At 42.3% G+C, this 13,916-nt stretch carries 13 protein-coding genes; 2 read left to right on the top strand and 11 right to left on the bottom strand.

Annotated features, from left to right (window positions below):
• Window positions 1-1,703: DUF6909 family protein (locus E1163_RS12405; protein ID WP_155172119.1), on the top strand; the 1,703-nt coding region annotated here is incomplete at its 5' end.
• A 177-nt stretch (window positions 1,704-1,880) separates the two neighbouring features.
• Window positions 1,881-2,981 carry a fasciclin domain-containing protein gene (locus tag E1163_RS12400; RefSeq protein ID WP_155172117.1) on the top strand — a complete coding sequence of 367 codons (1,101 nt, stop codon included), beginning with the start codon at window positions 1,881-1,883 and terminating at the stop codon, window positions 2,979-2,981.
• A 573-nt stretch (window positions 2,982-3,554) separates the two neighbouring features.
• Here the strand turns inward: E1163_RS12400 and E1163_RS12395 are convergent.
• From E1163_RS12395 to E1163_RS12345, 11 genes are all read right to left on the bottom strand, one after another.
• Entirely contained in the window at window positions 3,555-6,437 is a 2,883-nt protein-coding gene (locus tag E1163_RS12395; protein ID WP_155172115.1) for a TonB-dependent receptor, read from the bottom strand.
• A 153-nt stretch (window positions 6,438-6,590) separates the two neighbouring features.
• A complete protein-coding gene (gldC, locus tag E1163_RS12390; protein ID WP_155172113.1) occupies window positions 6,591-6,929 on the bottom strand; it encodes a gliding motility protein GldC in 339 nt (112 codons plus the stop codon).
• A gap of 213 nt (window positions 6,930-7,142) precedes the next feature.
• Window positions 7,143-7,802, bottom strand: a complete 660-nt coding sequence (locus E1163_RS12385; RefSeq protein ID WP_155172111.1) for a 3-oxoacid CoA-transferase subunit B — start codon at window positions 7,800-7,802, stop codon at window positions 7,143-7,145.
• A gap of 12 nt (window positions 7,803-7,814) precedes the next feature.
• On the bottom strand, window positions 7,815-8,516 hold the full coding sequence (locus E1163_RS12380) for a CoA transferase subunit A (protein ID WP_155172109.1): 702 nt from the start codon (window positions 8,514-8,516) through the stop codon (window positions 7,815-7,817).
• Window positions 8,517-8,545: 29 nt separating this feature from the next.
• Window positions 8,546-9,475, bottom strand: a complete 930-nt coding sequence (locus E1163_RS12375) for a bifunctional riboflavin kinase/FAD synthetase (protein WP_155172107.1) — start codon at window positions 9,473-9,475, stop codon at window positions 8,546-8,548.
• Entirely contained in the window at window positions 9,472-10,134 is a 663-nt protein-coding gene (gene truB / locus E1163_RS12370) for a tRNA pseudouridine(55) synthase TruB (protein ID WP_155172105.1), read from the bottom strand. Before truB ends, E1163_RS12375 begins: the two co-directional genes overlap by 4 nt.
• Window positions 10,135-10,932: an undecaprenyl-diphosphate phosphatase gene (locus tag E1163_RS12365; RefSeq protein ID WP_155172103.1), complete on the bottom strand. Its 798-nt coding sequence runs from the start codon at window positions 10,930-10,932 to the stop codon at window positions 10,135-10,137. It abuts the gene before it with no gap.
• Complete coding sequence (locus E1163_RS12360) at window positions 10,933-11,127, bottom strand: DUF3098 domain-containing protein (RefSeq protein ID WP_246223642.1); 195 nt, start codon at window positions 11,125-11,127, stop codon at window positions 10,933-10,935.
• A gap of 21 nt (window positions 11,128-11,148) precedes the next feature.
• Window positions 11,149-12,045 (bottom strand): cell division protein FtsX, encoded by an 897-nt coding sequence (locus E1163_RS12355; protein ID WP_343033824.1) that lies wholly within the window; start codon window positions 12,043-12,045, stop codon window positions 11,149-11,151.
• A 502-nt stretch (window positions 12,046-12,547) separates the two neighbouring features.
• Window positions 12,548-13,435, bottom strand: coding sequence for a hypothetical protein (locus tag E1163_RS12350; protein WP_155172099.1), 888 nt, complete (start codon window positions 13,433-13,435; stop codon window positions 12,548-12,550).
• Window positions 13,436-13,441: 6 nt separating this feature from the next.
• Window positions 13,442-13,916, bottom strand: a 475-nt coding sequence (locus E1163_RS12345) for an RNA polymerase sigma factor (protein WP_155172121.1), incomplete at its 5' end; no start/stop codon positions are given.

Below are 13,916 nucleotides of genomic sequence, written 5' to 3'. Positions count from 1 at the left end.
CACGCGAATCAAGGGCTGCTATTGAGCGCCTGTATATAACTATGAGGCACCTGCTTATACGGGGTAGTTATAAACCGATGGGGGTTTCCGGCCGGTCGTTAATAGAAGCACTACTCACCCTCAGGCCAGAGATATACGGTACAGTGGCCGATCCGGGTAAGGTAGAACTCGACGGACTGCTTTACGTCATTGAAAGGTTGCCCAATGGTATAGAAGAATGCCGGTTCATTAAACTGGTGGCAAGAGAAGGCTTTGAGGAGGCCGGACACCCGGTGATGATCCCGATCAAACGAAGAAGAAACTGTTTCAGGATCGATGAAAACAGGATGTACATCGAAATGACACGCGGGCGAAGTGACATTTACGACATTCTGACCCACCTTACCTTTTTATTTATTGAGGGTGAAAAGATCAAAAACCACAGCCTTGACCAAAAAGGACAAATCATAGATGACTGGTATCGTCTGGAAGAAATAGTAAAGCTGGAAGAGCAGAATGAGCCTTTTGATGAAAAGAAGGCGGCAGTGTACCTCAGCAACTTCTTAGGCAGGACGATCAAAGAGACTTATGCGGCCATAGATAAATTTAAAAAGGGTAAGAATAAAAATAGCCTTTACCATATCGTGTACTGGCTGGGACGCACCGCTATTGAAGAGGCTATGGAGGGCAAGGATAAGGAAATTACCTTTTCATCTAAATTAAGGGAAATCATCGGCCACCATATCTACGGTGAGAAATGGGCCAGAAAGATCAAATCATACATACATAACAAGCAACTGGCAGAAAGGCCAATACATATCATCAGCGCCAATATGCATAGCTTTCTCAATGCTATTTATGGCTTCAGGGCTTTGAAAGATGAAGGCTTTACTACTCTGGAGGAGCTGGCCACGCAAACCAGCAAAGAGCAAAACGGGGAAATGCGGGAAAAGATCAGGCAATATGCCCTGGAGAATGGCCTGCACGAAATAGAAGACCAGTCGGGGACCAACCTCTCGGTACAGATATTTAACCTGGATAAGTTTGACTTTAGCCACCTGCCGGAGAATATCAGGCCAAATGGAGAAATAGGGGAGGCCCCTGTACTAGTAGTTATGGATTATGCTTTTGGTGAGCAGGCTTTTGAATGTATGGATGAGCTGCTAAAGCCCTATGAGGAAGGCAATGATATTTATGATATGAATATCCAGTCCGTTTCTATTATGGGAAAAGCCGGTATACTGACCGGAAACAAGAGTGATATCATGATCCCCACGGCACACGTGTTTGAAGGTACTGCCGATAATTACCCCATTGAAAACGACTTTGACCTGAGCGAATTCAAAGGTAAAATGGCTACTTATGAAGGGACAATGATCACCGTTTTAGGTACTTCCCTGCAAAACCGTGATGTGCTCAACCACTTCCTTACTTCAACGTGGAACGCCGTAGGACTGGAAATGGAGGGTGCGCATTACCAAAAAGCCATACAATCTGCCGCCATGATCAGAAAGAGCGTGAGTGAAAAGGTAAAAGTACGCTATGCCTACTACGCTTCTGATAACCCGCTGATGACAGGAAGCACGCTGGCTTCGGGAAGTTTGGGTATAGAAGGGGTGAAGCCTACCTATCTGATCACCTCAGCCATTTTAAAAAGGATATTAAATAATAATTCCGGCCAGGGAAAGGCGGCGGTTAAAGAAAGTAAGGACAGTTCGTCCTGATTAGGGATAATTTCTGTCTTTTTCAACCGTTGGAGTAATATCGTTGAAAACAATGCAGGCAGGGACAAAATATCCTCTGCATGCATAATTTTTTAACTCAAAAATAACTTTAGAATAATAAATTTGTTTAAATTGATGTTCTGAAATCGTTTGAAACTAATAAACTAAAAAATCTTTATGGAAAAATTCAACCTTACAACTTTAATGAAACGTCTGACGGCGTTAGCTATGGTTGCCGTGATGTTTGTGGTTACCGGATGTGGTGATGATGATGATGGTGGTGAACCAGCGCCAACTTTGAATTTGTATGAAACCATGTCTGCGGAAAGCGACCTTACTCAGATAAAAGCTTATGTAGATGCTGATGCCGACCTGAAAGCCATGCTTGAAGGTAGCACTGAGTATACTTTCTTTGCTCCTAATGATGCTGCATTTGCTAAGTTAGAAACTTTATTAGGTACCGGTCTGGAAACAGTGGCTCCTCAAATTGTATCTCAAGTATTGATGTTCCACTTTGCTCAAGGTGCTAAAACACAAGCTGAGCTTACCGGTTCATCTGTAGTGACTGAGCAGGGAGAAAGCGTTGTTGTAGATGCTAATGGAAATATCACAACAGGTGGTTCTGATGATGAAGTACTTATCACTAAAGGGGATATCAGAGCTACTAATGGTATTATGCATAAAGTAGAGACTATTCTTATCCCTCCTACAATTTATGCATCAATTGGTGTAAACCTTGGTAAATTATCTCAGGCTGTTTTATTAAGCGCTAACTTCACTACTTTAGCTTCTGCCGTTGCTAAAGCTGATACTTATGCTGCTGATAACTCACTGCCAACAATTACTTCATACCTGACAGGAGATACTGAGTACACTTTGTTTGCTCCTACCAATCAGACTTTTGAAGCTATTAATTCAGACCCTGCTGTTGTATTAGCAGCATACACTGCTCAGCAGTGGTATGGCATCCTAAGCAATCATTTTGTTGCTGACGATGGTAATGGTGCTGATGATAACGTAACTGTTGATGAAGCTGAACTAACAACAGGTGCTACATTTACTACTAAAGCAGGAGCAACATTGCAAATCTTTAACAATACTGCTGCAATACCTGCTGATAATGGCGTAGGAATTTACATTGATAGCAATGGAGATGTTGATTTGGGTGATAGTGGAACCTACACGAACTTCGACGCTGAAGTAGCTCTTCTTGATGCTTTTGAAGGTGCTAATGGTAAACTTCATGTTATTGCCGGAGTTTTAGCTCCTCCTATGTAATTCAGAAATTATTTGATCCATATAAAGGCCGCCTTGAAACTTGTTTCAAGGCGGCTTTTTTGTTGAATACTTTGAAATGTGCTGAGGCCTGAAAGTACTAAATCAATAGCCACAGCGCCTACGCTATAGCTTCAGGCGACAGCGTGTCTCCTACGCTATAGCTTCGGGCGACAGAGCGGTTCAGCAGTGGTTTTCAAAATGTGTACTTGGAAAAACCTGCCATAAAACAAAGTTCTTTTTGGTAAGCAAGTCGATATCCGTAACGGAGGTATGGCATATTTACATTGATTCAAAAGCCTTGCTTGTTTTGTCTCCCTCAAGTGGCTTGTCACCGGACAGCCTCCTGTTAGCAGGTAATTTCGGTTTAACTTGATTACCTTCTGTCAATGCTTCTTAACAGCTAAGCTTTCCTCTAGAAAAACTTAACACACCAGAAAGGTTGTGTGTAGAAAGATAGGAGAGGGGTTTAAGATAGGCGCCGAATGGTGCCTAGGGGATAATTTCGACTTTGCTATAAAATAAAGAAGGTGCCCTTTTGAGGCACCTTCCAAACACTTCTTGTAAGATTACTTCTTAGTTCATTAACTCATCAAAAGTAACTGAGATATAATAAATACCACCTATGTTAGGCCCACCCAAGCTCTGGATGTAGTAATCATTCAATACGTTTGATCCTCCTAGCTTAACAATAGACTTTAAGTCCTTAAGTTTGTAGCTTACTTGTGCATCGAGCGTGCTGTAAGATGGTACAGGTCCCTGAGCAAAAGAAGACTCCCACTCAAACGCTTCCTGCCATCTGTAAGTAATGTTAAAACCAAGCTTATCTGTTAGCTTACGGTTGGCAAAGCTAATGTTGAATTTATGCTCAGGAGTGTTAAACTCAGACAGACCATTGTCGATTTCATCATTCAATTTGCTCCAGGTATAGTTACCATTTAAGGTAAAATTGCTAGGTAAATTATATGTTAAGCCTAATGCTGCACCCTGAGAGCTAACTTCCTGGTCAAAATTGGTATAGATCTGGAAAGTGTTGGCTGACGTTCCGTTTAGTAATGAAGCTCCTGCTGCCGGATTAGTCGCAACATCTGCACTTGCTTTTCTCACTTGTATCTGAGTGATGAAGTCGTTGTAAATGTTGTAGTAATACGCGAGGTCAATCATCAGCTTGTTTGCAATCAAGCTTTTATAACCAATCTCAAAAGATTTTACCTGTTCTGGTTTTACAGGGTCAAACTCTGTAAAAGGAACAAGCAGAGCTATGTTTGCTTCGTCAGTAGGGCTGGTACCTGTAGCAAAAATCCTTGAAGTATAGGCATTAACAGACTCTCTTGTATATGCATTTTCAGTGATGTTATACTTTTCTGCCGATTCAGGCAAACCTCCCAAAAGTCTGGCTGTTAAGATATCCAGGTCTATATATTGTCCTTGTGTAGTAGGAATTCTGAAACCAGTCTGGAATGAACCACGAATATTGTGGTTTTCAGCAATGGTTAATACACCGGAAATTCTGGGGTTAAACTGTCCGTCAAAGTTTTCATTTTTATCATATCTTAATGATCCTGTTAACTTCAAGTTATCAATTACCCTTTTACTTGCCTGTACATAGGCTCCGTATTCTTTGATGGTCAGGCCACCCTCATCATCAAATATAGTTCCGTTGGAATTGAGTGAGAAAATCCTGTAACTTCCACCCATTTGTAATTCCATAAAATCAATTTCATTTTTGAAATCATACTGACCTTCTATGTGGTATAGGTTAGAAGCATCATCAAACTTGGGACCGAACGGTACAACGCCGTTAATCTGACCTTCTTTGATTTCAGTAAATCTCTCTGAATTCTCATCCAATGGATATAATTGATTGAGCATAACGTCTCTGGCATATTCATGCGCGGCTATTTGCTGCTGAAGCGTTACGCTGTTCGGATCATCCTCTTTACGATAACCTTGGTTGTAAAGGTATTCTAAATAGTACAGAGGGTATTGAGTCAGGTAGTTGGAGACGTCACCTCCAAAGCGTACGTCATTGATTTTCTTGCCAAGGAATTCGGCAATGTAAGAATCACCGGATTTTTCCCTTGTAGTATATGCTCTTACAAAGAAGTTATCACTTCTTAACTGTAGACGGTGTTGCTGTACTTCAAAATTGGCCAGTGAATAACGTTGAGCCCCTGTGTACACACTTGTACCAAAGCCACCATTGTATAAGTAGCTCAGTTCAAGCTTATCGGTTAGCCTGTAGAATAAACCAACGTTTCCTTTAATGTTTTCTGCTCCATAGTCTACAATATTCTCTTCTCTGTAGCTGGGTGCCGAAACTACATGGTTTGGAAGAAAACCATTTTGAGCCATTAACCACGCGGTCTGGCCTGAAGAATAGAAACCAGCTCCGGAAGACGCGAGAGTTTGCCATCCTACGTTACCAGGTGTAGTTGCACTGAATCTCAGGATGTTCATGTTTAGTGATGCTTCGTCTCCCATATAATGCAAGCGATCCGGTCCCGGGTTGAAAGGGAAGCCTTCAGGGGTCAGGTTGGCATTTCTGTCAAATGTACTTGTTCCATGCCAGTCATCTGCACGGGAATAGGCAAAGTTAACTTTGAAAGCAAATTTGTTATTGTAGGCCTTGGCATATCTTACCGCAACATTATACATTGGGGAGGCATCCTGATCTGCTTCTGATCCTATATGGTTTACACCAATTTTGGCCATTGCACTTGCTCCCTGATACTCAAACGGGCTTTTACTGTTAACCAGTAATATACCATTAAAAGCGTTCGGTCCGTATAGGGCAGAGGCTGCTCCGGGGATTAGCTCAACGCTTTCCACGTCAAGCTCGGAGGGGCCGTTGAGGTTACCGATAGGGAAGTTCAGGGCTGGAGCCTGGGTATCCATACCATCGGTTAACTGTACGAAACGGGTGTTACCGGTAGAGGCAAAACCACGTGCATTTATAATCTGAAAGTTGATACTGCTGGAAGCTACGTCAACACCTTTAAGGTTGGCAATTCCTTTGTAATAATCATCGGATGCTGTGTTTTGAACGGCCAGAATATCCATTTTTTCGATAGATACCGGAGACTCAAGTATACTTTCTTCAACCCTTGAGGCGGAAATTACTACTTCCTGGCCCAGCATGGTTTGCTCTGCCAGTGATACCTCCAGCCCGGAAGTGCTGGCATTGGTAACTTGGATTTCCTTGGATTCGAAGCCAATAAATGAAAACACTAATACCAACGGGGGAGCGTCATTAACCTGTAGATTAAATTCTCCATTTACATTGGTAATGGTACCGATTACCTTTCCTTTCACAATAATGTTTACACCGGCCAGAGGCTCTCCCGTTCCTTCCTCTACCACTTTACCGGAAATGGCCGTTTGAGCAAGGGCTTGTATGCTCAAACTACATAGCAGCAGCAAGGAAACCACTAGAGTTTTAGTAAAAAATTTCTTCATAGTTTCGAGGTTAATAACAGAATAATTACTTTGGTTTACTTTAAATAGCAATAAATTTGTTTAAAATATGCTCAATGTACGAGATTTTATTTTAAATAGTAAGCATGCATACCTTTTTTTCGGAATCGGTTGCAGAAAACTGATGAACGGTTTTTATTGACCCTCTGCTTCTTTTCGCAGGTATTCGGCCAGCTTTTCGCATAGATCATTCATTTGGTTGGCCATAAATTCATCTCCCGTACTGTTGAGTATCGTTTGGGCCATACCGCCAAGACAGTCAACGTAAAACCTCTTCATCTGGTCTACCGGCATCTCTTTGGTCCACAGGTCGATACGCATGGTATTCATTTGTTCATGGTCCCAAAGCGACACAGTGATCGACTTGGTTTCCGAAAGGTTCCCATCAGGCTTTTCTGTTGCATTCCAGGTTATTTTTTCCGGAATATTGTCGTTGTCTAACTCTACCGTAAAGTTTATTTCTGATTTTTTCATTGCTGGTTACTTGTTTCTGGTTACTGGTGGCTGGCTTCTGGTTTCTAGTTATTGTCCCTGGTTACTGGTTTTTTTGTGCTACCGATTACTGATTATTGATTACCGATCACCGAAAACGGATCACCAAGAATCAACGAAAACCGAAAAGCCACTAAATAAGGACATGACGACTGATTGATCGGAACAGTCCACCATGTCCTTTGCTAAAGTCATTTAAATTTTCATTTCCGGAATATCGCCTTCCACGATTAACTTTCCGGCTGTTGCTTCTTTAATTTCGTCTACGGATACGCCGGGGGCTCTTTCCAGGAGTTTGAATCCTCCTTCAGGCATCACTTCGAGTACGGCAAGGTCTGTCACGATTTTTTTGACACACTTTATACCTGTTATAGGCAGTGAGCATTCCTTCAAAAGTTTTGATTCACCTGACCGGCTTTTGTGCTGCATGGCTACAATGATATTTTCTGCAGAGGCTACAAGGTCCATTGCACCTCCCATGCCTTTCACCATCTTGCCGGGTATCTTCCAGTTGGCTATATCGCCATTTTCAGATACTTCCATGGCGCCAAGTATAGTCAGGTGTACATGGCCGCCACGGATCATGGCAAAGCTTTCAGAAGAGTTGAACAACGATGAACCTGGTAGCATCGTTACGGTTTGCTTACCGGCATTGATCAGGTCAGCATCTACATGCTCTTCGTATGGAAACCTGCCGATACCTAACAGTCCGTTTTCTGATTGGAGTACCACTTCTATATCATCAGGAATGTAGTTGGCTACCAACGTAGGTATGCCTATACCAAGGTTTATATAAGATCCATCCTTGACTTCCTGTGCTATTCTTTTTGCTATTCCTATTTTATCTAGTGCCATTGGTTTTAGGGGTTAGTTTCTGGGAGTTACAGTTCTTTGTTCAATTCGCTTTTCGTAGTCTTTGCCTTCAAAGATCCTTTGAACATAAATACCCGGGGTATGGATTTCATTGGGATCCAACTCGCCTGCGGGTACCAGCTCTTCCACTTCTGCAATGGTTATTTTACCTGCTGCTGCCATCATTGGGTTGAAATTTCGGGCCGTACCTTTGTAAATGAGGTTGCCGGCAGTGTCACCCTTCCAGGCTTTTACCAAAGCAAAATCTGCCTGTAGCCATTCTTCCATCAGGTACTTTTTACCATGAAACTCCCTTACTTCTTTGCCTTCGGCCACCTCGGTGCCGTATCCGGCAGGGGTGAAGAAGGCAGGGATACCGGCTCCACCGGCTCTGATACGCTCAGCCAGGGTGCCTTGAGGGATGAGGTCGACCTCCAACTCTCCAGCCAGCAGTTGCCTTTCAAATTCGGCATTTTCACCTACGTAGGATGAGATCATTTTTTTAACCTGTCGGGTTTTTAGCATCAGGCCAATTCCAAAATCATCTACACCTGCGTTGTTGGAAATGCAGGTCAGACCTTTTACACCTGTTTTTAATAATGCACTAATACAATTTTCAGGGATACCGCATAAGCCAAAGCCTCCCAGCATCAGCACCGCGTCATCCTTAATATCTTTGACGGCTTCATCTGCGCCGCTTATAACCTTATTAATCATAACCTGGGGTTTTAATTATGAACTAAAATTTACTCATTTAATATTTTAATTGCCAAAGATTTGTCCGAGGCCAATTGCTTTTTGAGCTCCTCCACATCGGTGAATTTGATTTCGTCCCGGATCCGTCTTATGAAATTAATACTTATGGTTTCGCCGTAAATATCTTCATTAAAATTGAAAATATGGGCTTCAATCGTTTTCGTTTTTCCATTAACGGTAGGCCTGAAACCAATATTTAACATCCCTTGAAGTTCCTGGTTTCTATGATGGACCTTTACGGCATATGACCCGTCGGCAGGTATGAGCTTGTGCTGTGAATCCACTTCGAGATTGGCTGTGGGAAAGCCAAGTATCCTGCCGATTTTTTCTCCTTTAACAACCCGGCCGCGGATGCTGTAAGGCCTGCCTAGTAGTTCAGTGCCTGTAGTTACGTCACCTTCCATAAGCGCAGTTCTGATCTTTGTAGAACTTACGCCTACATTATCGATATCCTGTCTGGAGATCTCCTCAACATCAAAGCCATAAATAGAGGCGTTTTCTTTGAGGTGTTCAAAGCTTCCTTCGCGATTTTTGCCAAAGCGGTGGTCATAACCGATCACCAGCTTTTTGGTGCCAATGGTATTTATCAGGATGTTTCTGATAAACTCCTTTGAGGTCAGTTTAGAAAACTCTTTGGTAAAGGGTATCCTGAGCAGGTGGTCGATGCCCTGTTCTCTGAGCAGGTCGGCTTTTTCCTCAAAGGTATTGAGCAGTTTCAGGTCCGTTTGCTCCGGATAAAGCACAAACCGCGGATGGGGCCAGAAGGTGATCAGTACAGTCTCGCCATTACTTTTTCTGGCAATTTCTTTTAAACGGCTCAGTATTTTTTGATGGCCTACGTGTACTCCATCAAAGGTTCCGCTTGTGACTACTGCGTAGTCCAGGCGCTTAAAATCTTCTATACCGTGATAGATCTTCATGTTTTGGATGTCAGCTCTTCAATGGTCTTTGCTTCTTCAACTGTATATTCCCCGATCCTCGTTCTTCTAAGTTCGGACAGATAAGCGCCAACACCAAGAGCTTCACCAAAATCCCTTACCAGACTTCTGATATAAGTGCCTTTGGAACATACCACTTTGAAAGATACCTCCGGAAAGTTAATGCCGGTGATCTCAAAAAGTGAAATTTCCACTTCACGGGACTTGAGTTTTACTTCTTCACCCTTTCGTGCACTTTCATAAGCCCTCTTGCCTTTGACTTTTATGGCTGAAAAAGCAGGAGGGGTCTGGCTGATAATACCTGTGAACTGACCGGTCAGGTTATAGACCATTTCATCTTTCAGGTGGCTGATATCAGTTTCGCTGTCTACCTCCGTTTCAAGGTCAAAGGAAGGTGTGGTTTTACCTACAACCATCTTACCGGTGTACTCTTTTTCCTGGGCCTGATAGGTATCTATCTGTTTAGTCATTTTGCCTGTGCAAAGGATCAAGAGGCCCGTGGCCAAAGGATCGAGTGTGCCGGCATGGCCGATCTTTTTTATTTTCAGAGCATAGCGCAGCTTGTTTACTACATCAAAAGATGTCCATTCCAAGGGCTTGTCAACAAGTATTACGCTTCCTTCTGGCTGTTGTGATGTCATTTAGAAAAGTTGTGCTATTAAAACTGCCGATGCAATAATAAAGCAATATATGGCGAAATAGATTAATTTTCCTCTTCTTACAATAGCTATCATCCACTGGCAGGCTAGCAAACCGGCAATAAAAGCCGCAATAAAACCTGCAACCAGCGTAAGTCCTGAAATATTTCCGGTTGCTAATTCAGGGGCTTTGGCAAACTCCAGTGTTTTTAATAAAGCAGCTCCAAGAATAGGAGGGAGCACCATAAGGAATGAAAATCTTGTGGCTTTATTTTTCTCTACTCCCAGGTAAAGCGCTGTAGCAATCGTTGCTCCTGACCGGGATATTCCCGGAAGGATGGCAATGGTTTGGGCAATACCAATAATAAATGCTCTGGCAAATGTTACTTTATGGTCACCATCTTTGGTGTAATAAGTAATGGTAAGTAAAATGCCTGTTACCAGTAGCATACATGCAACGAAAATAATATTTCCTCCGAACAGGGTTTCAATCTTATCTTCAAACAATACGCCTACTATGCCTACCGGGATCATACTCAGTACAATTTTACCTGCAAACTGAGTAGATTCATTCCATTCGAATTTGAAAAGGTCCCTGATGATCTCCCATATCGTCTGCCTGAAAACCACAATGGTACTCAACGCTGTGGCAGCGTGTACAATAATGGAGAACAGGAGGTTATCACTACTTTGAACACCAAGAAAGTAGGAGCCGATTTCTATATGTCCGCTACTGCTAACAGGTAGAAACTCTGTTAATCCCTGGATGATACCAAGGATTATTGCCTCAAAAAGACTCATTTATTTTTCTTTAGGATGGTGGAGAAGGGCGAAAACTTCAATGATAAATCCGATGAAAACAATAACAGGCCCTAGCGTAAGGCCAAGAAAACCAAAACCAAAAGGCTCTGAATCCAGGCTCATAATAACAAAACCAAGCACCAAAGTCGCCAGGCCGGCGAGCATCAACATATAATTCTTTTTGCCGAAGGGCATATTGCTGTTCTTATTCATAGTCTAGTATAATTCGTCTAACGACAATTTTAGGTATTTATTTATGGCTCGGAAGGTACTGCTAAAACCTATTAGTATACCTAACACCAATAACGCCGCAAACAAAATTAGTATTTTATCTGTGTCCTGGAGTGATTCCAGGTCTTCAATCTTTTTATTGGCAAAATTCATCAATGCGTACAGTCCTGCGGAGGCTAGTACTCCTGCAAGGGCGCCATGCATTGAGGCCCTGTACAAAAATGGCTTTTGAATAAATGATGCTTTTGCACCGACCAGTTGCATACTTCTGATCAGGAACCTTTGTGAAAACAGTGCCAGCTTAATTGTGTTGTTGATCAGTATCACTACCGCAATCAAAAGTATAGCTGCAAACCCGAGCAGAAAGACACTCAGTTTTGCCATATTGTCATTGATGGAATCGACCAGGCTTTCCACATACACGACCTCAAAAACGCCGTTGATTTTTTCAATTTCATCTTTGATGCCCTGTAACTTGTCGCTGTCATGAAATTCAGGAGCGATGCGCAATACATAGGCATCTCGCAATGGATTTTCTCCAAGGAAATTGGTGAAATCTTCCCCGGTTTCTTCTATAAATTCTTTAGCGGCCTCTTCTTTGGAAACATAGCTTATCTGTACCTCATCATTTTTCTCCGCTGCATAGTCTTTGGATGACAATGTTTTTTGGATTTGTATTCGCTGGTTGTCTGTTATGCCTTTGTCGAGATAAACCTGAATTTCAATATTCTCCCGGATAAGCTGGGTAAGTTTGGTGGTATGCAAAAGGAGCAATCCAAACAGCCCGATAACAAAAAGGGCCAGTGTAATGCTGAATATTACACTTATATAGGGATAGCTTCCAAGTTTTTTCTTTTTTCTACTTACAGATTCTTTTTCCACGTGGCTTTGAGTTCAGCCAAATTTAGCAATTGTTGACTAAGTTTTAAATGATAAGCATGAAAATTCTGGTGACGGGCTGCTGGTTTCTGGCAGCTAGTTTCTGGTTACTGCTGGTAGGTGGTTACTCTATGCGCATAGTTAATGTGTACATCGGTAGTTCATGAGGAGAAGGCATTTAGGTTCGGGCGGAATTTCTGGGGAGATTCTAAACTTTTTGCCTCTGCATCTGGCAGAAAGTTGTTAATAGCAATTGGCAAAAGCAGTTGGCAAGCTCACTTTGCAAACTTTATTTTTCGATCCATTCGCTCCACTGGTTCTTAGTTTTATCCTCCCGAAGGGGTGGAAGCATTACTGCTGTCGGTACTTCTGAAGAGTGAAGCTTTACCAAACTATGAACAGTAAACTAAGAACCTTGAATTGTAAATTGTGAAAAATGAAAAGCCCCTGGTTTGAAAGGCGGTACCAAAACAGGGGCTTTAACACAAAAGTTATAAACTAACCTTTAACCTTCTTCTCTTGCCTTCTCCAGCTTTTCTACAAGCGTAGATTCTTTGACAGGCTCCAGAGGTACTATTTTAAGCTGATTAGTTCTTAAGGGGTAAAACTTGTCCTTATAGTAGAGGAACAGTGTTTTACCTTCCTTGCTGTTAATCTCTAATATCTCATAAAGACCTTTGTCAAAAGAACCATACAGGTACAGTTTGCCACTTTTGAACTGATAGTGGAACGAAAAGTTTTTATGAGTATTGTCTATTTCAACATCTAATGTTGTGTGATCTTCATCCGGCTTCGTGACCAGGTTGCCACCCGGTGCTTCGAGGCTGTCATTTAAGTCTTCCTGAGTATCAAATGTAGGAACAGGGTTCGGTTTGTTGATCTCAGGCTTTGAAATGGCCGGGTTTTCCTTGTTTTCTTCCGGCTTTTCTTCGACAACCTTTTCAGAAGCTTTGCCTACAGGCTTTTCTTCCTCTTCCTTGTTTTCTGCGATCAGAGGCTCTTCCTCTTCAATCGCCGGCTCCACCTCTTTGGTTGGGTTATCCTCAGCAGGTGTGGTTGTAGTAACTTCGGTTTCAGGTTTGGTTTCTACCGGGGCTTCCTCTGCCGGCCAGAAATAGTACACACCGAAGGCTACAATACCTACAATAGCAGCAGTGGATACGATTTTGCCCATAGTAAAGGAGCCACTGGTCCCGCCTCCAACAGGAACCTTGTCCAGCATGGCTTTAAGTTCGGCAGTACGTTCTTTTTTGATAGCGTCTACAATGTCTCTCTGGAACTCAAACTCTTTGTTAAGCTCAGGCTCTTTCTGAAGACGCTTTTCAAATGCCAGCATTTCTGCTTCAGTCATTTCGTTGCCGAAATAAGCATCGATTAATTCTAAATTGCTCATACTCTTTTAGTCAAGAAAGTCGCTCTCTGAATACAGAGATTTGACTAAGTCATCAAGTTTCTTTTTACACTTATATTTCTTTGTTTTGGCGGTGTTAGTGTTTGCAAAACCTAGCTTATCTGCTATGTCCTGCATTGATAACCCGTCAAAATAATAGTACATCAACACTTTTTTACATGTATCACCTAATTCACTGATACAGTTATGTATAATTTTTGCGCGTTCCTCCGAATCAATGTCAGTGTATTCAACACCGTCTTTTTCCTCATTGGTCAGACGCTTTTTCCTGTCCAGTTCCTTTCTCCACAGATTTTGACAAATACTGTAGAGGTAAGTACTGATCTTGGAAGTAAGGACCAGGTTGCCACTGGTGGCCTTTTGCCAAAATACAACTAAAGCGTCCTGATAAATATCTTTAGCTTCCTGTTCCGTTCCGCTATTGGAGATCACCAGCTTGGTCATCATCCGATAGTATTTCTTA

The organism is Fulvivirga kasyanovii, assembly GCF_009711405.1.
Taxonomy (GTDB): Bacteria; Bacteroidota; Bacteroidia; order Cytophagales; family Cyclobacteriaceae; genus Fulvivirga; species Fulvivirga kasyanovii.
The sequence above is the reverse complement of the archived record's forward strand: the minus strand, read 5'-3'. Positions and strand labels throughout refer to the sequence as shown.